The following is a 24,047-nucleotide window of genomic DNA, read 5'->3' as shown; positions in this document are numbered from 1 at the left end:
GCTCAACCGCCGATGCAGCTCATGGTGCGCGCGGGCTGGACGAAATCCGGCTGGCCAATGCGATGTCCCGGCTCCTTTTCCCGCACCATCGCCATGAGCCTTGCCGCCAGGTCTGCATCGGACGTGCCGTCCCGCAGGGGGGCGCGCAGATCATGCTCCCCGAGGCTGAAGAGGCACGTGCGGATCCGCCCGTCGGCGGTGAGACGCAGGCGGTTGCAGTGGCCGCAAAACGGCTCCGTGACCGGTGCGATGATGCCGACCTCCCCGGCACCGTCGGCATAGGCCCAGCGGCGGGCCGTTTCGGAGGGATTGGCGCTCCCGTTCAAGGGCACCAGATCGAACGTTGCCCGGATGCGTTGAAGGATTTCACGACCCGGCACCACCAGGTCGCGCTGCCATGCCCGGCTCGAGTCCAGGGGCATGAATTCGATGAACCGCATCCCCAGACCTTCCCGGCGTCCGAACGCCGCCAGCGCCCCAATCTCCCCATCATTCAGGCCGCGGATCACCACGGCATTGACCTTGACCGGATCGAGCCCGAGCTCCCGAGCCCTCCGGATTCCGGCCAGCACCTCGCCCAGCCCGTCGCGGCCCGTCATCCGCCTGAAGTTGTCGCGATCGAGGGAATCCAGACTGAAGCTGACCCGGCGAAGTCCCGCGGCCTGAAGTGCGCCGCCAAGGCTGGAGAACAGAAATCCGTTGGTGGTCAGCGCCAGGTCCCGAATCCCCGGAATGAGCGCGAGGCGCGCGATCAAAACGTCCACATGACGCCGCAGCAGGGGTTCCCCGCCGGTGATCCGGATTTTGTCTATCCCGAGACCCACGGCGATGCGGACCACTCGTTCGATCTCCTCGAAGGAGAGGAGTTCCGAGCGGGGTTTCCAGGTGTAGCGGATCGGGGTCGGGGTTGGGGTTTCCGCAGGAGGCCTGAAGCGCGACTGATAGAACTGGGCGGACTCCTCAGTTTCCGGGAGGCAGTACAGGCAGCGGAAATTGCAGCGGTCGGTGATGCTGACCCGGAGGTCGCGCATCGTCCGCCCGTGGGAATCCTGCAGGAGCCCGTTCGTCACGGCAGCATCCTACCTCCGCACCGCCGCGGAGCGAGCCTGCACCTGCGCGCGGGCTTGGGGATCACCGGGGGCGCCCGGGCGGGATCGGGGCCGGAGTGCTGGAAGGGCCGCCGCCAATCTTGACCGAGCCGTCGGTGCCGAGTTCCGCCTGAATCGGGCGATTGGTCGCCGCGACCTCCGCCACGGGCCGGCGGAATCCCTCGTTCAGCAACTGGGCGCCCTTCTTGTCCGTTCCGTAAAGTCCGCGGCGGAGCAACTCCAGCCGGCGGGCGACGCTGACGTCCTCCTTCAGCTTGCGGACCTGATCCCTCAGCGCGGCCAGGTCGTTGAAACGACGTTCGAGTTCGGCCTTTTCGGCCAGCAACCGTCGCAGCTCCTTCTGCAGTTGATCCCGGTTGCCCTCGCTGGTGGCGAGTTTGCGCTCGGTGTCCGAAATACGGCCGTTCAGGGACTCCAGTTCCTCGGTCAGCCCGTTCATGCGCAGGGTCAGCCCGTCCCGCTCGCCCTCCAATTCCACAATCTGCCGGTCCCGGCGCTCGATCTCGGACTGGGCGGCGGCGGCGGCGGCCTTGGCCTGGGCCTCCGTCTTCAACAGGGTCTCGGTCAGGCTGTACCAGCGATTGGACAGGGAACCCAGTTCGTCCGTTCGCAGGGCCAGATTGGTCTGGAGCAACAGGCTGCGCTTCTGCTCACCCGACAGCTTCGAGGAAACCTCGACCAGCTCATTGGACATCCGCGTGACCCGGGCCGCTGCGTCGGCGGCCTCCTGGCTCGACCGCCGGGAGGTCAGCAGCCAGCCGATGCCAAGTCCCAGTGCAATCAGCCCCAGAAGGGCGCTCAGGGTTTTCGAATTCATGGACTGAAACCAAGCTGATCGCGTGCCATCCCGCTGGCAAGCCTTCCGGGTGCCGCTTGCGGGAAGCCATCTCACCGGTAGGGTGGCTTCATGGAGTTGCCCGATCGCATCGGGGTGATGCTGCTCGACGGTTGTCCGCTCTTTCCGCAGGCCCTGGTTCCCCTGTTCATTTTCGAGCCCCGCTATCGGTGCCTGCTGGCCGACGCCCTGGACGGGCACCGGATGATGTGTCTGGCGATGCGCCGCCCGGGATCGTCCGTCGAACGGCCCTGCGAGCTGGCCGGGATCGGACTGATCCGCGTCTCGGTCCGGCACCCCAACGGCACCTCCAACCTCCTGCTTCAGGGGGTGTCGCGCGTCCGGCTTGGCCGTGCGGTGCGCACCAAGCCTTATCGCGTGCACCGGATCGAGCCGGTGGCCGACGAGGTCTCCGACTCCCTCGTCACCGATGCCCTGATGTCCCGCGTGCTGGAACTGGTGGAAGCCCGGTTGTCGCTGGGGGTCTCCATCCCGTTGGATGCCGTGATCCGGCTTGCGGGGTGTCCGGCGTCGGAAGAACCGGTCTCGGTGGCGGACTGCATGGAGGCGTTGCGCCGGGTGCGGGATCCGGGAATTCTCGCCGACCTTGCGGCCACCCTCCTGCTGCCCGACGCCGCCATGCGCCAGGTGGTGCTCCAGTCCCCCGATGTGGAGGAACGCCTCCGGCACCTTGTGCACTTCCTGCTCGCCGAGGTGGCCCGCCTGCAACAAAAGCCGACCTCCCCGTGAACGCCTCCCCCCTGGACGAAGACCGCCTCCAGTCGGCCTCCACCGCTGAGATCCACCGGGCCCTCTTTGAGGACTTCGTGGCGGGGCATGCGCAGATGGCGCTGATGCTCCTCGGACAGATCGAGAATCCGGATACCGGAAGCCGCCACGCCCTGGACGTCGCCGCCGCCAAGCGCTTCATTGACCAGCTGGAGATGCTGGAGGTGAAAACCCGCGGCAATCTGTCCGGGCCTGAGACCCACCTGCTTCGACGCTCACTCCGGGTCACACGGGATGCGCTGGCGGCGGTGCTGGACGCCGGCCGGGATGCCGGATGAGCCGGCCGAAATTTTCCTGAAACCGGCGGAACTGGCGGGTGTCCTTTTCCCAGGTGAACTTGCTTTTCCTGATGATCGGGTGGGCTCTCCTCCTGGTGGTCTGCTGGCCGCTGGCCCTGCTGGTGCTGCTGCTGTTTCCGCTGGTCTGGCTCTTGAGTCTGCCGTTTCGCCTGGTGGCGCTGGTGGTGGGTGCGGCATTCGGACTTCTCCGGGCGATCCTGTACCTCCCCGCCCGGCTGCTCTCGGGTTCCCGCAGGGCGTGATCCGTCCGGGAGGGTCCGCATTGCGCCCGGCGACCCGGCGGGCATGATCGGCGTCGCGCCGATGGCCAAGTACCTGCACGTTTTCAGCATCGGCATCCAGAACACCCTGGTGTACCGCGTGAACTTCCTGTTTCGCGCGGTCATGGGCCTGATTCCGCTGATGGGCACCCTGTTTGTCTGGCGGGCCATCTACGACGGCAGGGGGCCGGACTTCCAGGTCGGTACGCACACCCTGCAGGGCATGATCAGTTACTACCTGGTCGTGACGCTGGTGGATGCGCTGACGGCGGTGGCCGAGGACGACTGGCAGATCGCCGCGGACATCAAGGACGGCGCCATCAGCCAGTTCCTGCTCAAGCCGATGGACTACCTGGTCTACCGGCTCTGCCTCTACGCCTCGGGGCGAACGATCTACACGGCGTTCGCCCTGATCCCCGTCACCCTGTTTGTGGTGCACCTTCGGGACTACTTCGTCCTGCCCGACGGCCTCGACACTGCGGCGTGGTTTGCCGTGTCGGTGTTCCTGGCGGCCCTGCTCCAGTTCTTCCTCGCGTACAGCCTGGCGCTGCTGGCGTTCTGGGTGCTCGACGTCAGCACGTTCATCTTCATCCAGTTCGCCTTCGAATACCTCTGCAGCGGGCACATGTTCCCCCTGGACATCCTGCCGCCGGGCATCGCGCGGGCCCTGCAGTTCACCCCATACCCGTACCTTTGTTACTTCCCGGCGTCGGTGTACCTCGGGCGGGTGAGCGGCGGGGAGCTGGCCTTCGGCCTCTGCATCCAGACCGCATGGGTGCTGGCCGGACTGCTCCTGGCCCGCTGGGCGTGGTCGCGGGGGATCCGCCGCTATGCCGCGGCGGGCGGTTGAGCGAGCCACCAGCCATGAACCGTCTGCGCCGCTACGGATCCCTCTACGGACAGTTGTGCCGCATCTCCCTCATCCAGGAGATGATGTTCAAGGTAAATTTCCTCCTCTGGATCGTGGTGGAGTCGTTGTGGTTTGCCCTCCAGCTGGCCTTCATGAGCGTCCTTTACGAGCACACCGACAGCATCGCGGGCTGGACCAAGTGGGAGGTGATCCTGTTGTCCGGAGCCAGCCAGTTCCTGATGCAACTGGTGAGCATCGTGTTCATGACCAACCTGACGAACCTCTCGGAACTGATCCGGACCGGAAAACTGGATTTCTTCCTGCTGCTCCCGGTCAACACGCGGTTCCTGATTTCCACCCGCAAGTTCGAGGCGGGCAATGTGGTGAACGCCCTGCTGGGACTGGCGGTCATGGGGTACGCCCTGTCCCGGCTCGGGGTGGTGCCGACCGCGGCCCAGATCGCCGGGTTCCTGGTCCTCTGCGGGGCGGGACTGACGATTCACTATTCCCTGATGTTCCTCCTGGCCATCGTTGCGTTCTGGACCGTGCGGGCCCAGGGGATGGTGTGGGGCTACTACAACCTGTTCAACATCGCCCGGCTTCCGGACGCGGCGATTCCCCGGGGTGCGTTCAAGGCGGTGTTCACCTTCGTGCTGCCGATGCTCCTCGTCGCCAACGTTCCGGTGAAGCTGCTCACCGACCGCCTGTCCTCCCCCTGGGAGATGGGCCTCCTGATGGTGATGGCGGCCGGTTGCTTTGCGGGGAGCGAATGGGTGTGGCGGCTGGCAACGCGCCATTATACCAGCGCCAGTTCCTGAGCGCCCGGCCGTCCCTGCAGGTTCATGGCCGCATGGATTCCGGATCCAGGCCCATTTCCCGGCACCACGCGGCGTAGGCCATCGGCGAAATCTCACTCGGTTTGATCTCGCTGCGGCCGCCCCAGAACACGTTGGTGTAGGCCGGCTCGATGCCGGCCTCGACGAGATGCCGGTCAATCGCCGCCTTGTGGGCCAGCACCAGTTCCTTGTCCGTGCCGTGGGCGACGCCCATGATGTTGACGTTGCGGAATTCCGGCCCCCCCTCGCGCCAGTAGGCGTGGGTCATGATGTGGTGGCGGCCCACCTCGCGCCCGGCATCCATCTCGCGACCGGGCGGCACGGCCCAGTGGAAGAGGGCGTTGAAGCGGGTGACCCGCTCCCCGGTGGCCAGCGGCTTCACGTGCTCGAGGAAGGTGCTGAATCGGCCCAGTATGCGGCGCGCGGTCAGGTCCGCGGCCACCTCCAGGAACACCGGGAGCGGCACACCCGCCTCCGCCGCCCGGGGAACCCAAAGGTCCGGAACGAGCTCCTCCGGACGAAACTCACGCTTCAGCGCGACCAGAACCCGCCACTCCAGCTCGTTGAGGCGGGCCACCTGCACCTCCACCGCCTCCGCCGGGGTGTCTGCACGGCTTCCCGGCTCCATGCCGCGCCGGCGCACATGGCCCACCCCGAGGGTGAACACCCTGCGGGCGGGCATCAGCCGGTGATGCGCGGCCCCGATGCGCCCGGCCAGCCACGCCGCGTGCCGCTCCAGCGAATACCCCTGCGGCACCTTCAGCGTGGTCCAGAGCCGGTAGTTGGATCCCGGTGTTGCGGCGTCCGTGGACCGGATGACCACATGGCCGCTGAACGGGTCCTGCTGGAACAGGAAGTCGAATGCCGCCTCCAGCCGGTCGGAGGGCACCTGCCACGCACACAGGGCGCCATCGGCCAGATTGGTGGCAAGCAACGTCTGGCGCACGCGCCGGATGACACCCGCCTCCATCAGGGCCCGGAGCCGGACAATGACGTCCGGCAGCGAAACCCCCGACAGCCGGCTGATCTCCCCAAGCGGATCCGCGCTAAACCCCTGAATCCGGTCCTCGCTGACGGACAGGATCTTCGCGTTGACGGGGTCCGTGGTGTCCACGGGAACCGGGCTGGATAACGTCATGTTCCCCGCAAGGTTCGCGAAGACCGGGGCACGGTCCAGCGGGTTTCCGGGGCGGGCCCGGCGGGGTCATGGGTAGCGGATGGCCACGGCCACGATGCCGTTGGTCGGGTACGGCTGCGAACGCTCCGACGGGAGGGGGTCCACCTGCACCAGCTTCAGCCGATGCCCCGGGTCGGACACCACAAACACGGCATGGCCACCCACGGCCGCCGCGGACTCCATCAGGGACGCCTCGATCATCGCGCGCGTGGATCCCCGTGCCGGCACGATGGTGATTTCCGCCACGCGCTCGTGGTCCCGCGCGGGCGCCCACGGGAGCAGCTCGATCCGCAGCGGGTCGGTGGGCGGATACGCGGCGGCCGGCGCCCCGGAGGCCAGCGGACCGGGAGTGCCGGATGAAGAACACCCGGCGGCAAGAAGGCCCGCCACGACGAGGGCCGGAAGCACGGGACGCACCTCGGGAAACACGCGAGCCTTCTCGCCCAACCCCGGCTGCAAACTCAAGCTTGAAGTAGCCGGACTTCTGCAAACGCGGTTCCCGGAAGTCCCCGGGGACGGGCCACGCCGGACTTGCGCGGGCGGGTCGCAGGGAGGATGTGTTTTCGATGCTGATGGAGACTTCGACCCCGGCGGCGCGTCCGTCCGGCCTCGACATCCGGGCGCTCCTGCAGGAGCACCAGGGCCGCAACTACGAGTTGCACGCGGCGCACGTCAATCCCGCGAACGTGCGGACGCTGAAGACGATCGGGTTCGACCACTGCTACATCCGCGGGGAAGGTCCGTACCTTTGGGACATTCAGGGCACGAAGTATCTCGACATGCTCTCGGGCTACGGCGTGTTCGGCCTGGGGCGCAATCATCCCGAAGTCCGGCGCGTGCTCATGGACTTCCTGCAGACGGACTACCCCAGCCTGGTGAAGATGGAGGCGCCGCTCCTTGCGGGGGTGCTTGCCGCGGAGCTCAAGCGCCGGATGCCCAATGAACTGGACATGGTCTTTTTCGCGAATTCCGGTGCGGAGGGCGTGGAGGCGGCGATCAAGTACGCCAAGTGCGCCACCGGCCGCCCGGGGATCATCTACTGCAAGAAGGCCTACCACGGACTGACGTACGGCGCGCTGTCGGTGAACGGCGACGAAAGCTTCCGCTCGGGGTTCGAGCCCTATCTGCCCGACTGCCGGATGATTGACTTCAACGACCTCGACGCCCTCGAACAGGAACTGAAGCGCGGGGATGTTGCCGCCTTTGTCGTGGAGCCCATCCAGGGCAAGGGCGTCTACATCGCCGCCCCCGGATACCTCCTGGCCGCCCAGCGCCTCTGCCGCAAGCATGGCGCACTGTTCATTGATGACGAGGTTCAGTCGGGGATGGGGCGCACCGGAAAGTTCCTCGCCATCGAACACGATGGCCCCCGGGTGGATCCCGACATCGTGGTGCTCTCCAAATCCCTCTCGGCCGGCTTCGTCCCGGTGGCGGCGGTGCTGTGCAAGCGCTGGATCCACGACAAGGTGTTTTCCAGCATGCAACGTTCGGTGGTGCACAGCTCGACGTTCAGCCAGGGCAACTTCGCCATGGCCGCCGGGCTTGCAGCGCTGGATGTCCTCGACCGCCACCAGTTGATGGCCAATGCGGAGCGGATGGGCAACCTGCTGGGCGAGGGACTGCGGGCGATGATCCCGCGCTTCGAGTTCATCAAGGAGGTTCGCTGGCGCGGACTGATGCTCGGCATCGAGTTCGGATCCCCCCGTTCGCTGACCCTGAAGACGGCGTGGAGCATCTGCCACGGCCTCGACAAGAGCCTGTTTCCGCAGGCCTGTGTCATGCCCCTGATGAGCCGGCACCACATCATCACCCAGGTGGCCGGACACGCGATAGACGTGGTCAAGCTCCTGCCCCCGCTGGTCATCAGCGAGACGGACGTGCGCTGGTTCCACGACGCCTTCGAGGACGTGATGACCGGCATGCACAAGTTCCCGGGACCGGCCTGGGATGTGATCACCGACATCGGCAAGGCGGCCCTGACGTCGCGCGCCCGTTGACGGCGTCCGGCGACGGTCAGTAGCCGGCCGCCTGGCCGTCCTTCCGCGACTCGCTGGCGCCGATCCACACCCGGTTGGTGCGATCCCACATCACCGCCTGGTACCCCCCGTAGATTTCCCCCTTTTCCACGACGATTCGATGCCCCCGCCCTTCAAGGGCTGCCACCGTGTCCGCGGAAAATCCGGGCTCCAGGTGGACCACGCCGCCGTTCGTCATCGTGCGCCCCGTGGGTTCACTGGATCCCGTGTGGTAGATGCGGGGTGCATCGCCCGCCGCCTGAAGGCTCATCCCGTGATCCAGCAGGTTGACCAGCACCTGCACATGACCTTGCGGCTGCATGTCGCCCCCCATTACGCCGAAGGCCATCACGGGCTCCCCATCCTGCGTCAGGAAACCCGGGATGATGGTGTGGAACGGTCGCTTGCCGGGTGCGTAGGTGTTTGGACGACCGGGGGTCAGATCGAAGGCCTCGCCGCGATCCTGCAGCATGAAGCCGAGCCCGGGCGGCACCACGCCACTGCCCATCCCGCGAAAATTGCTCTGGATCCACGATACCATCATCCCCCGCTCGTCGGCCGCGCACAGGTACACGGTGTCGCTGATCTTGAGCGCGGGGATCCCGGGGGCATCCTCAAGGGCCGCCCGCTCGGGGTCCATCAGGTGCCGCCGCCGTGCGGCATACTCCTTGGACGCCAGCGTGGCGACCGGGGTCTTGAAGAAGTCCGGGTCGGCATACAGCCGCGCCCGGTCGGCGAACGCGAGCTTCTTGGCCTCGATGAACCGATGCATCGCCGCCACACTGCCAAACCCGGCCGCCCGCAGGTCATCCCCCTCCAGCAGGTTCAACATCTGCAGGACCGACAGTCCCTGTCCGTTGGGCGGCAACTGCCAGACCTCATGGTCCCGGTACCGGGTTGAAATGGGATCCACCCAGGTCGAGGTGTGGTTCTCGAAATCCGCCTCGTCGAGAAACCCGCCCTCGGACTTGAGGAAGGCCGCAATGGTCCGCGGCAGTGCGCCGCGGTAGAAGACGTCCCGACCCCCGGCGGCCATTTGTTCATAAGTGGTCGCAAGACCCGGATTCCGGAATCGTTCGCCAGTGCGTGGGGCCCGGCCGGCCGGCGCGTAAAGCCCGGCAACGTTGGGGTACGAGCCCACTTTTTCCAGGTTGCGGGCCCACGCCGCGGCGATGATCTCCGTCACCGGAAATCCGTCGCGGGCATAGGCGATTGCAGGAGCGAGGTTCGATGCCATGGGACGCCGCCCAAACCGCGCATGGAGCGTGAACCAGCCGTCCACACACCCGGGCACCGTCACCGGAAGGGGGCCGTAGGCCGGGATGAACTCCAATCCCCGTTCGCGCAGCGCCTCCAGGGTCAAGGATCGGGGGGACCGTCCGCTGCCGTTCAACCCTTGGAGCCGCCGGGTTTCCGGATCCCAGACCAGGGCAAACAGATCGCCCCCGATCCCGCAACTGACCGGTTCCATCAGTCCAAGACAGGCGTTGGCGGCGATGGCGGCGTCCACAGCCGAGCCGCCGGCCCGCAGCGCCTCCACTCCGGCCTGGGTCGCGAGGGGATGGCTGGTGCAGACCATCCCGCGTGGGGCCAGCACTTCGGACCGGGTGATATGAGGTCCGGAGACCGGGCGCAGCGACTCCGTTTGCGCGTTGGATGAAACCATGCCGATCAGGATCCACACCGAGACCCGGAAGCTCATGTCGTTTCGGTAGCAGTTTTCAGGGGCGCGTGTCCAAGGATTGCGAAGGAATCGCCACCGATTCCATGGAGCCGATGGCAGCCCCCGGGGCAGGGCGGTTCAAATTTCCACTGGTTCCGGACCCACGTGCTGATCAGGATTTTGACCGTGGACTCCATCGCCCGTCCGCCGGTCGTCCCGACGCCGGCTGCAGCGCAAAACGAGTTCGGCGACAGCAGCGTCGCCCGGAGACGATCCCGCCGTCTCCTGATGGTCGCCGTTGCCTTTTGGGTGGTGCCCATGGTGGTGATTAGCATCATGGTTTTTGCGCGTCCTTCCAAGCGGACCGTGATTCCGCTCTATCGGGAGGCCAGCACCCACTGGTGGTCGCGCGAGCCGCTGTATCAAGGGCCGGGCGGCATGAACTACCTGCCCCAATTCGCGATTCTGTTCACGCCGTTCAACCGCATGCCTGCTCCGGCGGGAGACATCCTCTGGCGATTGCTTTCGGCCGCGGTCGTCGCCACCGGACTGGCGCGAGTGGTGCGGCTGCGCTTTGAGACGGATTGGGCGCGCTGGTTCCTGGGGGCGACGATTATTGCGTTGCCGCTGTGCCTGGGCTCGCTGCAAACCGGGCAGGCCAATGCGCTGCTGGGCGGCGTGCTGCTGCACGCCGCCGGCTGCCTGGCCTGTCGCCAGTGGCACCGGGCGGCCGCTTTGATCGTCCTGACGCTGGCCATTAAACCGCTGGGCGCGGTCATGGTTTTGCTCGCCCCCCTGGTCTACGTGCCGCTGCGTTGGCGCATCGCCCTTGGGCTTGTCACGCTGATCGCGCTGCCGCTGCTTTTCGGGCCGCCGGCATACGTCGTCGCGCAGTACCGGGACCTTGGAAGGAATCTCAGGGATTGTGCCGCCGTCTCCGAGCACCGGTTCGCCGACTTGAACGGAATCCTGCGCACCTTTGGCACAGAGCTGCCACCCCAGGCCTCTACGATCGCCCGGGCCACGGCGGGCCTGGTCACCGCCGCACTGTGGTGGTTCGGTGCCCGGCGGCTGAGGGAGCCGCTGCAGGCGATGTGGCTCCATGCCCTGGCCACCTCATACCTGATGCTCTTTAATCCCATGAATGAGACCAACAGCTACGGCATTCTGGCACCCGCACTGGGGTTCTGGGCGGTGGACTGGCTCAGCAACCCGGACTCGGTTCATCGCGGCCGCGTGCTCGGGACGATGTCCCTTTCCATGGGAGTTCTGCCGGGGATGCTGCGGCCGTGGCTCGGGAATTCTTTTGCCCTGATCTGGCACCCGGCGATGACGCTGATCTTCATCGTCCTGCTCGCGTTGTTCGTCTGGCATCAACCGGCAACGGAACGGCTCCAGCCCCGGTGCTCATGAGCGTCCCGACTCCAATCCACGTTGCCGCCCGGCCATTGGTCTCGTTCATCCTGCCATGTTACAACGAGGCCCTGGTCATCACGGAGACGCACCGCCGGGTCAAGGCCGTGGGCGACGCGCTGGGAACGTCCTACGAGATTGTGGCGGTGAACGACGGTTCGACCGATGAGACGTTTGCTCTTCTGCTGAATCTGGTGGCTGGTGACCCCGCCCTGGTGGTGGTGAACCTCTCCCGAAATCACGGGCATCAACTGGCGCTTTCCGCCGGATTGCATCATTGCACCGGGGAGCGCATTCTGATCATGGATGCGGATTTGCAGGATCCACCGGAATTGTTGCCGGACATGCTGGCCTTCATGGATCAGGGCGCCGAAGTCGTTTACGCGCAGCGTCGCAGCCGCCTGGGGGATCACCCGGTCAAGCGCGGCGCGTGTGCCGTTTTCTACCGGATGTTGAGCCACCTCTCCGACCATCCCATTCCCCTCGACACGGGAGACTTCCGGCTGATTTCGCGCCGCGTCCTGGAGGTGATCCTGCAGATGCCGGAACGGCATCGCTTCCTGCGCGGCATGATCAGTTGGGTGGGATTCCGGCAGGTGGCGTTACCCTATGATCGCGACAGGCGCTACGCCGGCGAAACCAAGTATCCGTGGAGCCGGTTGGTCCAGTTGGCCGCGGATGGGGTTTTTACCTCGTCCACCCGCCCGCTCAAGCTGGCCAGCTATGGCGGGGTGCTCCTGGGAGTCGGCAGCTTGTTTCTGATCCTCTACTCCCTTTATTCATGGTGGTTCGTCGGCCGCACCCCCCAGGGCTGGACCAGCCTCATGATTGTCATCACCTTTGTCGGCAGCGCCCAACTGCTCGTGCTGGGGATCTTTGGCCAGTACTTGGGCCGAATCCATGAGCAACTCAAGGGGAGACCGCTCTTCATCGTGCAGAGTGTTCACCGCAAGGGAACCGATGTCCCCGGATGAACGGAGAGGAGCTCCGACTGGAGCACGGGCCGGCGTCGAACAGTTCCGTCGGGCTTTCCATCATGGACGATCCGGCTGCCGGAGCGGGTGGATCCCCGCCGATTCCCTCGCGTCCCGACCAAAGGGACTTGTCGGGCCTTCGGGCCAACGGCGAGCGTCGGCATTGCCCTGGAGATCAGTCGTGGGCCTTCACCGGACCCTCAATGACTTCGGGCTTCTGGGTCAGGAGTTTGCCGGCATGTTCCCGGACGTATTCGGCTGCCAGCCGGATGGACTCGTCGGCGCCCGCCTTGTTCTTGAACACGCTGACGGACGCTCCTTCGCCTGCACCCGTATCGAGCCAGTAGTAGCGAATGAATCCCGGGGCCTTTTTGATCAGCGGCACGAACTCCTCGCGAACCATGCGGTCAATCTTCGGGCCGTCCTCGGCCTTGAAGTGGTAGTGACGGACAACGGCGAACATGGAGATTTCCTCGGGAGGGATTTGGAGATTGCGTTAGCAGGAACCGGAACGACGTGGTTGTCGCGGAGACCCCGAGGCCGCGTCAAATGAAATGTCCCCGGGCGAGCACGCCATGGGCCAGCGGACACCACTTCGTCTCCACGACAATCTCGGCACCGGCTCGATCCGCGATCCGGCGAACCCGCGGACGGACTTCCCACGGTCACCGTCCAACAAGCCCCGGGAGACTCCAAGGCGGAGCCCTGGTGGATCCGGCGTCTTCATCGCGTGCACCGGGCCCTCCGGGGCACGGGGGCGGAAACTCCCCCGGGGTTGGTCATGGCGTTTGCCCCTCAATCAACGCACCGAGGTGAGAGGGCGCGTCGCGTTTGGGATTCCCGGAACCCGCGATAAACTGCGCTGTGGCAGACCGGTTCTCCGACCTGATGGGCATCGGCTACGGCAATCCGTGGCTGACCCTTGGTTACATCCTCCTTGCCGGGGGATTCGTCTACGGCGTCCTGCGTCCCAAGACCCGCGTGGCGTGGCGTTCCATGGGCGTCGCACAGGCGTTCGTGGTGGCTCTGTACGCGGAGATGTACGGGCTTCCCCTTTCGCTGTACGTGATTGCCGGGATCACCGGGCAGTCCGAGTACGCGGCCGATCACTTCCACGGTCACGCATGGGCGTACCTGTTCGGATGGGGGGATTCCGGTGCCGTCGTGCTGACGTGGCTCGGGAATCTCCTCATATTCACGGGCGGCGTCATCGCGCTGGCCGGATGGCGCCAGATCCATCGCGCCCGGGGCGGTTTCGTGACCGAGGGCCTCTACCGGCGCATCCGGCATCCCCAATACACCGGCTTCTTTCTCTTCCTGGCCGGCAGCCTGATCAACTGGCCCACATTCCCAACCCTTCTGATGTTTCCGGTCCTGCTCTGGCTGTACCAACGTCTGGCCCGGCAGGAGGAGGCCGAAGCCGAGAGGACCTTTGGTGCATTGTACGCCGAATACCGTCAGCGCACGGGCCGGTTCGCTCCCCTTTGGAGTCGTTGACCTGATCCGGCCGTTTCCATGGATTCGGACCGCGGTCGTGAGTCGGTGCCCGGGACAAAGACTCTGGCGGAAGCCTCCGGGAGGAGCGACGATGGCAGCCGGAACATCAGGACCCGCGCGCCCCAATTGGCGATGTGGAGAAACGCGTCGAAATACCGCACCATCCACTCGTCCGGGTCCCCCTTGAAGCTTCCGAACGAGTACTCGTTGACGAAACCGGACGAAGTGATCTGCGCGCGGCTCGAGAACTGGCGCAACGTCGCCATCGCCTCCGGGCTCAGCGGCCGTTCCACCGCCTGGAACTCGTGGTACTGGAATTCGCTCATGAAAGTGCCCGGGCCGGGGATCGAGTGGCATCAAACTCTCGAATCGCCATCCGCGACGCCTGACGTTTCTGGTCCGGGAGCATCGCAGTCGCAAGGCCGCGGGTGATCCTCCAGGGAATCTCTGCATGGTCCGGATTCGAGTCTTTGGGCAGGGGTTCAACGGACAGTTCATTCGGATTGGAATGGGCGCAGTCCATGACGTTGAACCGGCCCTGCTCAATTTCAGGGATCGTCTCGAGACGTCGTTCCGGCGAATCCTCGTCAAGCCTCCGGAAGTGGAGAGGGCTGGCACTCATGTGAAAGAGTAATTTCAGGTTGCCTGATCAGCGCCAGGTAGCGCAGCCCGGCCAAGAATCTGCGGGCGGCCTGCGCCAAGGGCGTTGAGACAAATGCACCAAGGGAGGCGGCAATGGCGTGGCGATGGTCGGTGACGACGGGCGAGGGTCAGGGTGTCCTCATTTGGCTCACCAGCCAGGCTCGGCCATTGGCGGCGAGGAGAAACTTCCGGAAGCGGCTCCTGGGTATTTCCGGATTGCTCGCGACAAGCCATTCGGCTTCCAGAGGGGGATTTCAACGGGGACTCCCGGGAACGCTTCCAGTAGGCCAAGCCCACCGGCTGCTGCGACTCCGCATTCGAACAGGGAAGCATCGCCGCTTGCAGGAGCTTGGCGACCTGCATGGCGACTCGGGGAGCGATTCGCCCGGCGGGCACAGCCAGGCACCTCGCAGTTCCGCAAACACGTTGGCGTTGCGGTTGCTATTTTTGGGTGACTGGTTCCGGCCGCCAAAGGGTCTCGATGATGGTGGCGCCGGGAGGCCGGCCTTGCGGCACGGCAACTGTCCATTCTGAACCATTATTTCTTGCAGCGTGTTATTTCTTGCAGCGTGTTCTCGAAGGGCGCACAGAGGGCCAGGTGAATGGTCTCTTCTCGCTGGCGGCCTCGTCGTCGAGCGTGTTCACGAAAAGTCCTCCCGCGCCCGGGCGGTCAGAACGGGATTCCGCCGAGCGGGACCCGTCTGCGTTGTCCGAAGCGTCCTGCATGAGGTTGCTGGCGGGCTTTTTCCAAAATCGCAGGCTTGTGCGGGCCGGGACGGACGTTGGCGGCCCTGGTAATCGCGAATGAGCCGTGACTTGTCTTCTGGGGTCGGGAGGAACACGTGGAGGCGCGAAGCGGGGTTGCTCGTTCCGCAGGAGAGAGGAGCGGCAATGGACGAGGTGAGTTGCTCCTCGCTCATCCTCACAACGCCTAAAAGGTTGCTGCGCACGGACCGGAGAATCGAAATATTCACCAAGGTGGAACGAACCGACAGCCGCTGATTTCCGTGGCGGGAGCTCATTGACCGTGCGACGGATTTCGCTGGCTGTACTTCCACGAGTGCGAGGACTTCCTGCAGTTGCCCAAGCGGGGTTGCGCTCGAAGGGGGTGTGCAGGGAGGCCGGACGCGCTATTCTTGGAGGCTGATCTTGAGTCGGAGGAACCCGCCTTGGGCGCCCGGGGCGACGACCCTGCCCAGAACCCGGGGCGGTCCGGCTGAGATCTCTGTGACGTCGGTTCCGCGCCAGTCTGGTGGGTGGAGGGTGGAGGAGAACTCGGCCGAGAAAGAGACGCCCCGGGCGGTGGGGTTGGGGACGAAGCTCAGGACGAAATGGGGCACACCGCCAATGTCCGTCAGGGTCGCTTCAAGTTGTGGGCGCGAGGCGGGATCGTCGGGTCGCGTGCCGAGGGCGTATTCGCCCATATTGGACCAGCCGTCACGATCGGCGTCTGCCAGGGCCCCCTGGTCGGCCAGCGGATAGCCGCCGAGATGGGCGACGGCCCAGTCGGCGAAGGAGGCGGGCGGCTCGACGACGAGGGCGGCCGGTGGGCTCAAGGCGGAGCCGGACGGGTTGGTGACCTGTACGGTGTACTCCCCGGCTTCGGACATTGACACGCGCCGTAACAGGATTGAGACGCCGGTTTCGCCCGAAAGATCCGCGCCGTTTCGGCGCCACTGATATCGGAGCGGCGGCGCACCGACGGCGACGACGGAAAAGCGGACGTCGTTTCCGGCGACTGCGGTACGTGCGAGCGGCGGGCTGGTGATGATGGGGAGCGGTTGCTGAACGGTGAGGGTGGCGGTGGCACTGGTCACCGAGCCGCTGCGGTTGGAGACGCGTACTTGATAGCCGCCGGCGTCGGACGGGCCGGTCGTCGTGAGGAGCAGCACCGGGCCGGTGGCGCTCGTCACGGGTTGACCCTCCTTGAGCCACTCGTAGCGCAAGGTTTCTTCGCCCTGTGCGATGACGGCGAAGATGGCCGGTTCGCCGAGGTTGACGGTCTGGCTGACGGGTGATGCGCGCAGCACGGGTTGGGGGTCGCCGGCCAGGGCCACCCGGTAGTTGTCAAAGATCATGTAGTTGTCACCCGGCCAGAAGGTGTTGGCGACGAGCCAGCCTGCGTCGAGGTCGGCGAGGTTCAGGGGGGCGCCGGTGAGGGTGAGGGGTTGTTCCTGGACGACGGCTTGTCCGTCGAGAACGGCGGACCAGCGATTGGCGGCGAAGTCCATGCGAAGGCGCAGTTCGAAAGGCCGATTGTTTTCGAAGGAGACTCCGGTTGGGCGGAGTCCCTGGCCGTCGTCGAGGGCGTAAACAACGTTGAGGGTCTCATTGTCGAATGCGACGAGGACGAGGCGGTGGCCCCCATTGTTGTAGGCCGCCCAGTAGAAGGTGTCATAAGCGCGGTTCAATGAGTCAACGATGGCCATGGTGACGGTGAACTCGAGGACGGGTTGCTGGGCGGGCAGGTGATTGAGGTCGTGCCAGAGCAGGAGGCCGCGGTCGCCGAAATTGGGTGGCCAATAGCCGATGTAGGCCTGTTGACTCAGACCGGGAAGGTAGTCCTCTACGATGCCATTGCCGCCGCTCCCGTCGCTTTGCCAGCCGCGTTGACCCGCGAGCGGCGCTGCCGGATTGAACTCCTCGAACCCGGTGGCATAAAGGACGGGCCGGGGATCTTCACGATAGCCGCGCAAGACCACGTTGCCGCTGGCACCGGCATAGCCGTCAACGGCGATGCGGTATTCGGTGCCGGCGGTGGCCTCAAGGACGACGCGGCTGGAGAAGTCCTCGGTCCCATCGTCGTTTTCAACGATGCGGGTAAGCGTGTTCACGGTGTCGCCGCGGTAGATGGCGAGCAGGGTGTCGAAATCGCTGCCCAGAGTGTCGAAGATCCAGACGCCGGTGGCGGGGGCGGTCCAGCGATACCAGATGGAGCGGCCGCCCGGGTCGCCCGCATGGTTGGGTTCGCCGGTTTCCCTGCCGGCTCCGACATTGCTGCCGGTCTGGTAGTGGTCGGCTGCGGGGAGCCGGAGGGCGTCGGCAAAGCGGTCGTTGTCCGGGAGGCGGCCCACGACAAATTCCCGGTCGCTGACGGCCGTTCCTGCCGGGGTGAAGACGGTGAGGCGACCGGTGGTCGCGCCGGGCGGGACCACGGCGGTGAGGCGGGTGGCGGAAACCGCGGTGAAGGTGGTTGCCGGGGTTCCGGCGAAGGCAACCCCGGTGGTGTCGGTGAATCGGTTGCCATCGATGGTTACGGAGGTGCCGATGGGGCCGGCGAGAGGGGAGAAGCCGGTGATCTCGGGGAGCTGGCCGGCGGGGGCCCAGTTGAGGATGACGTTGCCGCTGGCGCCGCCGTAGCCGTCAACCGCGATCTGGTAGGTGCTGCCGGCGGTGGCGGGGAGGAGAATGGCGCTGGTGAGGTCCACGCCGCCGTCGTCGTTTGCGGCAAGCTCGGTGAGTTGGTGGAGGGCGGGGCCGATGTAGACGCCGAGCAGGGTGTCGAAATCGCTTCCGAGGGTGTTGAAGACGTAAAGTCCGGCGTCGGGGGCGGTCCAGCGGTACCAGACCGATCGGCCGCCCGGGTTGCCGCCGTGCGAGGGCTCGCCGGGTTCCTTGGTGGCCTCGAGGTTGCGTCCGGTGACACTCCCGTGTTGGCCAGTGAGGAGTTGGGCGTCGGCGAAGTGATCGTTGTTCGAAGTCACCGTCACCTGGAAATCCCGAAGGGTGGTTGCCGTACCGCCCGGCGAAGTGACCCGGATGCGGCCGGTCGCCGCGCCCCCGGGCACGGTCGTGAGGATTTCGGTTGCCGACCGCAGCGTGAAGGCGGCGGGGTGCCCGTCGAAACTGACGGTGGTGATCCCTTGGAAATTGACGCCGGACAGCGTCACCGCGGTGCCGACGGGTCCGCTGTCCGGGGTAACCAAGGTGATCACCGGGGTTTGTACGTCTGCCTGCCACTGGAGAACCAGTGTGCCCGAGGCCGGCACGGGGGGGTCGAGCGTCCCCGAGTAGAAGCCATCCACCGCGATCGCGTAGGTCACGCCGGCGGTGGCGAGAAAGGTCACCCGGCTGGTTTTCGCGTCGCCGTCGTCGTTGTTTTGGGCGACCAACGTCAGGTCGTCGAGGGTGTTGCCGCGGTAAACGGCCAGGAGGGTGTCGAAGGTGCTGCCGCGGGTGGAGAACTCCCAGGTGCCCGAAGCGGGGGCCGTCCATCGGTACCAGACTGAGCGGCCGCCTTCGTTGCTGCCGTGGGCCGGTTCGCCGGGTTCCTTGGAGGAGCCCACGTTGCCTCCGGTCACGGTGCCGGACTGCCCGCTCAGCGGCTGGGCGCTGGCGAAGGTGTCGTTCGGCGGGGCGGCCAGCACGGTGAACGGTTGGACGGTCACCGCGCTGCCTCCCGGTGAGGTGACGCGGATCGGGCCGCTGCCGGCGCCGGGCGGCACCCAGGCGCTGATCTGGGTGTCGGATTCGGTCAGCACAGTGGCGGCGCGCGCGCTGCCGAACTCGACGATGCGCACGGCGTTGAGGTGGGTGCCGGTCAGGGTCACCCGGGTTCCCACCGGGCCGGTGGTCGGGGAAAACGCGGTCAATGCCGGGGCAGGAACGAAGGTGAAGGGACGGGTGCTGGCGGCGGTTCCGTTGGGTGTGGTGACCTCGATGGGGCCGGTGGAGGCGCCGGCCGGCACCGTGGCGGTGATTCGGACGGCGGAATCGGGCGTGAACGTCGCGGTGGTTCCGGCGAAGCGAACGGCCGTCGTGCCGGTCAGGTTCACGCCGTCAAGGACCACCACGGTGCCAGGGCCGCCTTCGCCCGGGGAGAAGTCGGTGATGCCCGGCCGCGTTTCGACGGTGAAGAGCCCCTGGCTGGTGGCGGTGCCGGCGGCGGTGGTGACCGTGATCCGGCCCGTGCCGGCTCCGGGCGGGACGGTGGCGCGGAGGCGGGCTGCTGATTCGACCGTGAAGGTGGCCTCGAGACTGCCGAAGCGCACGGCGGAGGTGCCGGTGAAATGGTCGCCGTTGATCGTCACGACCGTTCCCACGGCGCCGAAGGCCGGGGTGAATCCGGTGATGGCCGGTTCTTGCAGCACGGTGAAGTCGGTTGTGCTGGTGGCGGAGCCGGTCGGAGCGAGGAGGACGATGCGACCGGTGCGGGCCCCGGCCGGTACGGTGGCGGAAAGGCGGGTGGCCGACTCGAAGGTGAAGGGCGCCTCGATCTCGTTGAAGCGGACCGCGGTCACCTCCGCCAGCTTGGTGCCTTCGATGGCCACCCGGGTTCCCACCGCGCCGGACACCGGCACGAAACCGGCAAGAGTCGGCAGCTGCGGATTGGGAACCGCCTGCAGGGCTGCAGGGACCTTGATGAGCCCATGGCCCGAATCGCGGTCCCAACCGGGCGCCTCGATATCCAGGGCGGACTGTTTGAGCGCCTCGAACACCTGGGCGGCGGTGAGATTCGGGTTGTAAGACCAGACCAACGCCGCGATGGCCGCGGCCGTGGGCGCGGCGGCCGAGGTTCCCCCGAACGGCCGGAAGCCGGGAACCGATGTCATGCCGTTGTCGGCGGCGGCGATGTCCGGCTTGTTGAGGATGCGGCCGCCCGTGGAAAGAAAGTTGCCGGGGGTGATGGGGGTGCCGTCCGGGTGATAGAAGATGTGGCGGGGCCCGTCGGAGCTATAGCGCTGCACCGGGTTTTTGGCGCCGCCCTCGAAGGCCTGCGGAAACGAGGTGTTGACGTCCACGGCGGCCACGCTGATGGCGCGTTCGGCGGCATTGTGGCCGTAGGTGCTGCCGGCAGTGGACGCCTCGAGGCCGCCCCGCGGCACCTCGAGCCGGAGGAAACGCGCGGGGGTGCCGGCGCGGGCCAGCACCGCGAGCTTGTAGTTGTTGGGGATCTCGCCCGAGATGATTTCCAGCGGCGGTTGCGTTCCGTTCTGGGTCGTGTTGGAGACAAACACCACCTGATTCTGTTCGTTGAGCAGGAGGAGGTCGTAGTCGTTGCTGGAGGCTTCGGCCGGATCCGACCATTTGAGGATGGCGGCCCGCCCGCCCCGGGTGATGACATTGTGATCCTTGGGCCCGAAGGCGTGGATCTGGTAGCGCACCGCCTGGCCGTCAATGGTCAAGGTGATGTCGCCCGCGGATACGAAGTCCCCCTCCCAGACGCACGACGTTCCGTCGTTCTTGTTGCCGCTGTTGGCCGCCGACGAAAAGAAAAGGGCGCCGTCGGCCGTCACCTGGTTGACCGCGCGCGCAATGACTCCGTCCTGAAAGGCGGGTTGATTGAAGTAGGTGATGTCATCCACGATGATCTGGCAGCCGGCCTGCCGCAATTTGACGATGTTGTCGGCAAAGGCCGCAACGCCATTGAAGCCGCTGGCGAACAGCAGCTCCGCCCCCGGCGCCAGGTCGTGGACGATCTCGAGCATCGCCGTCCCTTCGCCGTCACCCTGGCCTTCCTGGCCGGGCAGGACGGTCACCGGACCCAGTTCCCCGGCGGCCTGCGAGGCCGCCAGGTGATCCACGCTGTCCGAGAGCACCCCCACCTTGATTCCGCGACCGGTGACGCTGAAGGTTGCTCGCGCCTCCGCCGCCCGGTGCGTCACGTCGCCTTCCCAGACAATTGGGCCGGTGTTGGACAGTGGTGGGAAGAAGGGTTGGACAAATCGGACGTCTTCGTGACCGGCGAGGGCTGACAGCCGCCCTGGCGCGACCCAGGCCTGAACCGAGTTGTATTCCGGAAAGCTGTGGATCACGGAGCCCCCACCCGTTCGGATTTCCGCCAGCAAATTCTCCGTCACCTGGCCGGTCACTTCGACCCGGATCCGGTCCTGGGCATCACGAGCCAGATCCCCGCCACCGCCGGGGGGGCGGGTGGCCCGGATCAGGTCGCTGCTCAGGCGGGCTTCTGCCGGAGGGCGGGACTCCTTCTCGGTCTGCAATGCCGCCAGGCGGTCGAGTGCCCTGCCATCCAGGAGGGCCGCCCCGGGGGGCGCCGGGGCGGAAGCCGGCCCTGCGGAACCCGGCGGCGTGGTGAAGACGGAGCTGACCGGTTGGAGATGGCCCGGGGAAACGCGGCCAGTGGGTTCCTCTTCAGCTCGGTCCTGTGGCGCGGGTGCCACCGCGAGCACTCCGGGGCCCGGTGCCAGGATCGCCGGGTCGGTGGACTCCTCAGGAGCCCGGTGGAAGCCGAGGTAGGTGGTTGCCGCAAGACACAGCAATACACCGAATGTCCAACGCAATGAGGTGCGAGGTGGTTGCATGGCTTTTCAGCTGCGGATCGAGCACCAGACCGCGGTTCGGGTCAAGACATGGATGGCAACCGGAGCGCGGAAGCGCGGGCAGTCGGCGACGGCGGTATGGCCGCGGTCGGGCGTGGGGGGAGTGAAGTTCCCACCTCCCGTCGAATGCAGTGATGCACGTCACCGGAGCCCGCACGTCGCGGCAACTGGCCCTCCCATTGTGGGCTCTTTGGGGCCGCTTCTTGGTGGCGCCCTCGGTCAGGGTGTCGAACTCCCATGGACCTGTCCCGTGGCTCCCCCATCCCGGGACTCCCGTCAACTCCCGTGCGCCGTCACGGGAGATCACCAATCCGCCATGACAACCCGCGGCGTCCTGATGATGCGCAAAAGAACCCGGATCCAACCCAGGATATCAAACGTTTAGATACGACCCCATTGTTGCTCCCCGGATTTCCTCCGGAGGGTGGACGCGCGGTCCCTTTCGGGGACCTTTGTGAGGTCCGGCAGTGCGGACTGGGCGACGAAGTCGAAGAGGCGCAGGCCGGCGGCGTGCGGCTCCTCCGGGAAATGCAGCTCCTGCACCAGCCCGTTCAGGATCTCCTCCCAAGACGCCACCATCAACGGATCGCGGGTGATCTGCATGGACCGGGCTGTCATTTTTTGCGTTTCGGCAGATTGGGCGTCCCCATCAAGGCGTGTATCGCGTCCAGCTTGTCTCTCACTTCCGAGGGGATTTCCGGCTCGGCGATGAGTGGCTTGTAAACGAGCACGCTGACGGTGCGGATCGGCAGTTCGCCGACGCGCCGGATGTAGGGCACCCGCTGCTCGTGCTTCAAGTCCACGAAATGCAACGGTGTCTTCGGCTCCTTCTTCAACACTGCGCGGATCTCCCTCAGGCACTGGACCATCTGGAGGTCGTTCGTCTGCCGGATCACCGCCGCCGACAGGACAAACCAGCGCGAACTGCCACTCCCGTCGGCATTGAAGACAAATCCTTCGTCGCCGGACTCGTCCACGTAGGCGATGAAGGAGGGTTTCATGGAGGCGAGAAAGCTGCTACTCCTTGCCCTCGATGATACGGACGGTTTCGAGGTTGCCGAGGGTGAACAGGGCGGCGCGGAGTGGGTGCTCAATGTCGTAGAGCTCCTCGAACTTCGTGCGCAGGGTGTTCAGGCGGTCCTTTTCGGGGAGTTCGGTGATGTTTGGCGGGGCGGCCTGGGCGACGAGATTGAAGAGGTGCAGGCCGGCGGCGTGCAGCTCATCGGGGAAATAAAGCTCATATACCAGCCCGTTCAACACCTGTTCCCAATACGCCACCATCAAAGGGTCCCGCGTGCTCGCCGTCTCGGGGTGGTCAGCGAGGTGGCGGTTCAGCCAGAGTAAAATATCAACCAAGTGATCAACCTGCCTTTCCTGACTCTGGGATGCATCGCAGACTGGAACTTGGTGCCAAGAATTGCCGATTGGCCGACCTGAATCCACCTCTGAAAGGTGCGCTGACATGAGGGAAGAACCAACGAAGAACCTGTGAGTTTAACAGAGCGCAGAGTGTTTTAAGCGAGCGTTTGGAATAAGCAGGCTTCCACGTGACGCCCCCGACATCGACGTTGTCGAGGTAGTGGGTTCCCTCCAAATCAATGCCCGCATGAAGGTGATCGACAAGACGGGGCACACAAAGCTTATGGGTCTCTTGGATTCCGAGATTTTGAGACCGACCAAACCGATACCAATCGGTGTCGGCAAATCTACCGTTTGCTCGCCGCTCGAGGCGTTCTCGGTTCTTCGTCAGGTAGTCCGCCGTAAGCTTGTGATGGGCTTTGATCGTGGAAAATGGGATGAGGGTTGCCCGTGAATCCTGAACACGATATGGAAAGAGAATGAACTGCCTGCTTGGAAGTGGTAAGAAACCCTTTACATCTGTGCCGCTTACAATCGGATGTAGGAGCGCTCTCTCGAGTTCGACCTCCTTGTCAAGCGACTTGGAGTAGCAGACCAGCGAACCATGGCGTTCCTCAACGAGCTGGAGTATGTAGACATCGTCAGCGCTAGTTTGAAGACCAACAAAGCTGTCCGCGACATCGCCAAGTTTGGTGCGGGCAGTGTTCAGCAAATCGAACAAGCCCGCACCCTTTCCAACAGTGAAGTTCCACTCACCACCCTTGATCGCCGTCGAGGGAATTTTGCCTTCGACTGCAGAACCCGAGGCTTTCCATCCCCCGAGGTCATGGGCTTTGACGAATCGGCAGTTCTCGCTGGCACCGCTGGAAAGAAACAGCAGGCACGAGTAAATTGTCGCACCGGGAAAGACCTGTGCGTCCCCGAAGTGCACAACGTGCCGGAGGTGTTTGCCCTTGGCGATGACCTCGCGGATCGGCTCACCATACTGGGCGTTGAAGAACTTGTGCGGGCAGATGTAGGCGAGGTGGCCGTCGGATTTGAGTAGATGC

The 24,047-nt window shown here is 65.5% G+C and carries 22 protein-coding genes; 9 read left to right on the top strand and 13 right to left on the bottom strand.

Features of this window, described 5'->3' with window-relative positions; genetic code table 11:
* Positions 1 to 2 precede the first annotated feature (2 nt).
* Together moaA and KF791_19630 are read right to left on the bottom strand one after the other, a co-directional pair.
* Entirely contained in the window at positions 3 to 1,031 is a 1,029-nt protein-coding gene (gene moaA / locus KF791_19635) for a GTP 3',8-cyclase MoaA (GenBank protein MBX3734795.1), read from the bottom strand.
* A 100-nt stretch (positions 1,032 to 1,131) separates the two neighbouring features.
* The gene (locus tag KF791_19630) at positions 1,132 to 1,926 is read right to left on the bottom strand and encodes a hypothetical protein (GenBank protein ID MBX3734794.1); all 795 of its coding nucleotides are present in this window, start codon (positions 1,924 to 1,926) and stop codon (positions 1,132 to 1,134) included.
* Positions 1,927 to 2,016: 90 nt separating this feature from the next.
* On the opposite strand from KF791_19630, the gene KF791_19625 reads away from it, so the two are divergent.
* The 5 genes from KF791_19625 (at position 2,017) to KF791_19605 (ending at position 4,960) form a co-directional block, all read left to right on the top strand.
* Positions 2,017 to 2,694, top strand: a complete 678-nt coding sequence (locus KF791_19625; protein ID MBX3734793.1) for an LON peptidase substrate-binding domain-containing protein — start codon at positions 2,017 to 2,019, stop codon at positions 2,692 to 2,694.
* Positions 2,691 to 3,011: a DUF1844 domain-containing protein gene (locus KF791_19620; GenBank protein MBX3734792.1), complete on the top strand. Its 321-nt coding sequence runs from the start codon at positions 2,691 to 2,693 to the stop codon at positions 3,009 to 3,011. Before KF791_19625 ends, KF791_19620 begins: the two co-directional genes overlap by 4 nt.
* A 71-nt stretch (positions 3,012 to 3,082) precedes the next feature.
* Complete coding sequence (locus tag KF791_19615) at positions 3,083 to 3,274, top strand: hypothetical protein (GenBank protein ID MBX3734791.1); 192 nt, start codon at positions 3,083 to 3,085, stop codon at positions 3,272 to 3,274.
* Between the two features lie 43 nt (positions 3,275 to 3,317).
* Positions 3,318 to 4,142 carry an ABC-2 family transporter protein gene (locus tag KF791_19610; GenBank protein MBX3734790.1) on the top strand — a complete coding sequence of 275 codons (825 nt, stop codon included), beginning with the start codon at positions 3,318 to 3,320 and terminating at the stop codon, positions 4,140 to 4,142.
* Positions 4,143 to 4,156: 14 nt separating this feature from the next.
* A complete protein-coding gene (locus KF791_19605) occupies positions 4,157 to 4,960 on the top strand; it encodes an ABC-2 family transporter protein (protein ID MBX3734789.1) in 804 nt (267 codons plus the stop codon).
* Between the two features lie 22 nt (positions 4,961 to 4,982).
* Here KF791_19605 and KF791_19600 read toward each other — a convergent pair whose 3' ends face one another.
* Both KF791_19600 and KF791_19595 read right to left on the bottom strand, forming a co-directional pair.
* Positions 4,983 to 6,116 (bottom strand): Lrp/AsnC family transcriptional regulator, encoded by a 1,134-nt coding sequence (locus KF791_19600; GenBank protein ID MBX3734788.1) that lies wholly within the window; start codon positions 6,114 to 6,116, stop codon positions 4,983 to 4,985.
* Between the two features lie 66 nt (positions 6,117 to 6,182).
* Positions 6,183 to 6,620: a hypothetical protein gene (locus tag KF791_19595; protein ID MBX3734787.1), complete on the bottom strand. Its 438-nt coding sequence runs from the start codon at positions 6,618 to 6,620 to the stop codon at positions 6,183 to 6,185.
* A gap of 107 nt (positions 6,621 to 6,727) precedes the next feature.
* Between KF791_19595 and KF791_19590 the strand changes: the two genes are divergently transcribed.
* Positions 6,728 to 8,152, top strand: a complete 1,425-nt coding sequence (locus tag KF791_19590; protein ID MBX3734786.1) for an aspartate aminotransferase family protein — start codon at positions 6,728 to 6,730, stop codon at positions 8,150 to 8,152.
* Between the two features lie 16 nt (positions 8,153 to 8,168).
* Here the strand turns inward: KF791_19590 and KF791_19585 are convergent, their stop codons facing one another.
* The gene (locus KF791_19585) at positions 8,169 to 9,872 is read right to left on the bottom strand and encodes a gamma-glutamyltransferase family protein (GenBank protein MBX3734785.1); all 1,704 of its coding nucleotides are present in this window, start codon (positions 9,870 to 9,872) and stop codon (positions 8,169 to 8,171) included.
* A 147-nt stretch (positions 9,873 to 10,019) separates the two neighbouring features.
* On the opposite strand from KF791_19585, the gene KF791_19580 reads away from it, so the two are divergent.
* Both KF791_19580 and KF791_19575 read left to right on the top strand, forming a co-directional pair.
* Positions 10,020 to 11,246 (top strand): DUF2029 domain-containing protein, encoded by a 1,227-nt coding sequence (locus tag KF791_19580; protein MBX3734784.1) that lies wholly within the window; start codon positions 10,020 to 10,022, stop codon positions 11,244 to 11,246.
* Positions 11,243 to 12,220, top strand: a complete 978-nt coding sequence (locus KF791_19575; protein MBX3734783.1) for a glycosyltransferase family 2 protein — start codon at positions 11,243 to 11,245, stop codon at positions 12,218 to 12,220. The genes KF791_19580 and KF791_19575 overlap by 4 nt, the downstream gene beginning before the upstream one ends.
* A gap of 175 nt (positions 12,221 to 12,395) precedes the next feature.
* On the opposite strand, the gene KF791_19570 is transcribed toward KF791_19575, so the two are convergent.
* Positions 12,396 to 12,683, bottom strand: a complete 288-nt coding sequence (locus KF791_19570; GenBank protein ID MBX3734782.1) for a hypothetical protein — start codon at positions 12,681 to 12,683, stop codon at positions 12,396 to 12,398.
* Positions 12,684 to 13,084: 401 nt separating this feature from the next.
* Here KF791_19570 and KF791_19565 point away from each other — a divergent pair, with 401 nt between their 5' ends.
* Positions 13,085 to 13,717 (top strand): isoprenylcysteine carboxylmethyltransferase family protein, encoded by a 633-nt coding sequence (locus tag KF791_19565; GenBank protein MBX3734781.1) that lies wholly within the window; start codon positions 13,085 to 13,087, stop codon positions 13,715 to 13,717.
* Here KF791_19565 and KF791_19560 read toward each other — a convergent pair.
* The 7 genes from KF791_19560 to KF791_19530 form a co-directional block, all read right to left on the bottom strand.
* Entirely contained in the window at positions 13,678 to 14,043 is a 366-nt protein-coding gene (locus tag KF791_19560; protein ID MBX3734780.1) for a hypothetical protein, read from the bottom strand. The two genes, KF791_19565 and KF791_19560, sit on opposite strands and share 40 nt — an antisense overlap.
* Positions 14,040 to 14,339 carry a hypothetical protein gene (locus tag KF791_19555; protein ID MBX3734779.1) on the bottom strand — a complete coding sequence of 100 codons (300 nt, stop codon included), beginning with the start codon at positions 14,337 to 14,339 and terminating at the stop codon, positions 14,040 to 14,042. The genes KF791_19560 and KF791_19555 overlap by 4 nt, the downstream gene beginning before the upstream one ends.
* 1,150 nt (positions 14,340 to 15,489) lie before the next feature.
* The gene (locus tag KF791_19550) at positions 15,490 to 21,621 is read right to left on the bottom strand and encodes an IPT/TIG domain-containing protein (GenBank protein ID MBX3734778.1); all 6,132 of its coding nucleotides are present in this window, start codon (positions 21,619 to 21,621) and stop codon (positions 15,490 to 15,492) included.
* A gap of 399 nt (positions 21,622 to 22,020) precedes the next feature.
* Positions 22,021 to 22,257, bottom strand: coding sequence for a hypothetical protein (locus KF791_19545; protein ID MBX3734777.1), 237 nt, complete (start codon positions 22,255 to 22,257; stop codon positions 22,021 to 22,023).
* Positions 22,254 to 22,640, bottom strand: coding sequence for a DUF3800 domain-containing protein (locus KF791_19540; GenBank protein ID MBX3734776.1), 387 nt, complete (start codon positions 22,638 to 22,640; stop codon positions 22,254 to 22,256). Before KF791_19540 ends, KF791_19545 begins: the two co-directional genes overlap by 4 nt.
* 16 nt (positions 22,641 to 22,656) lie before the next feature.
* A complete protein-coding gene (locus KF791_19535; GenBank protein ID MBX3734775.1) occupies positions 22,657 to 22,995 on the bottom strand; it encodes a hypothetical protein in 339 nt (112 codons plus the stop codon).
* Between the two features lie 4 nt (positions 22,996 to 22,999).
* Positions 23,000 to 24,047 (bottom strand): Eco57I restriction-modification methylase domain-containing protein (locus tag KF791_19530; protein ID MBX3734774.1); only part of this gene is annotated, 1,048 nt, incomplete at its 5' end.

It is taken from the genome of Verrucomicrobiia bacterium, from assembly GCA_019634635.1.
Lineage (GTDB): Bacteria > Verrucomicrobiota > Verrucomicrobiia > Limisphaerales > UBA9464 > UBA9464.
Note: the sequence above shows the minus strand (reverse complement) of the source record. Positions and strands in the feature narration are given on the sequence as shown.

Bases quoted from the DNA above. Each gene is read 5' to 3' on its own strand.
- moaA (MBX3734795.1), bottom strand. From the start codon at position 1,031: ATGCGCGACCTCCGGGTCAGCATCACCGACCGCTGCAATTTCCGCTGC.
- KF791_19630 (MBX3734794.1), bottom strand. From the start codon at position 1,926: ATGAATTCGAAAACCCTGAGCGCCCTTCTGGGGCTGATTGCACTGGGA.
- KF791_19625 (MBX3734793.1), top strand. From the start codon at position 2,017: ATGGAGTTGCCCGATCGCATCGGGGTGATGCTGCTCGACGGTTGTCCG.
- KF791_19615 (MBX3734791.1), top strand. From the start codon at position 3,083: ATGATCGGGTGGGCTCTCCTCCTGGTGGTCTGCTGGCCGCTGGCCCTG.
- KF791_19610 (MBX3734790.1), top strand. From the start codon at position 3,318: ATGATCGGCGTCGCGCCGATGGCCAAGTACCTGCACGTTTTCAGCATC.
- KF791_19605 (MBX3734789.1), top strand. From the start codon at position 4,157: ATGAACCGTCTGCGCCGCTACGGATCCCTCTACGGACAGTTGTGCCGC.
- KF791_19600 (MBX3734788.1), bottom strand. From the start codon at position 6,116: ATGACGTTATCCAGCCCGGTTCCCGTGGACACCACGGACCCCGTCAAC.
- KF791_19590 (MBX3734786.1), top strand. From the start codon at position 6,728: ATGGAGACTTCGACCCCGGCGGCGCGTCCGTCCGGCCTCGACATCCGG.
- KF791_19585 (MBX3734785.1), bottom strand. From the start codon at position 9,872: ATGAGCTTCCGGGTCTCGGTGTGGATCCTGATCGGCATGGTTTCATCC.
- KF791_19575 (MBX3734783.1), top strand. From the start codon at position 11,243: ATGAGCGTCCCGACTCCAATCCACGTTGCCGCCCGGCCATTGGTCTCG.
- KF791_19570 (MBX3734782.1), bottom strand. From the start codon at position 12,683: ATGTTCGCCGTTGTCCGTCACTACCACTTCAAGGCCGAGGACGGCCCG.
- KF791_19560 (MBX3734780.1), bottom strand. From the start codon at position 14,043: ATGAGCGAATTCCAGTACCACGAGTTCCAGGCGGTGGAACGGCCGCTG.
- KF791_19555 (MBX3734779.1), bottom strand. From the start codon at position 14,339: ATGAGTGCCAGCCCTCTCCACTTCCGGAGGCTTGACGAGGATTCGCCG.
- KF791_19550 (MBX3734778.1), bottom strand. From the start codon at position 21,621: ATGCAACCACCTCGCACCTCATTGCGTTGGACATTCGGTGTATTGCTG.
- KF791_19545 (MBX3734777.1), bottom strand. From the start codon at position 22,257: ATGACAGCCCGGTCCATGCAGATCACCCGCGATCCGTTGATGGTGGCG.
- KF791_19540 (MBX3734776.1), bottom strand. From the start codon at position 22,640: ATGAAACCCTCCTTCATCGCCTACGTGGACGAGTCCGGCGACGAAGGA.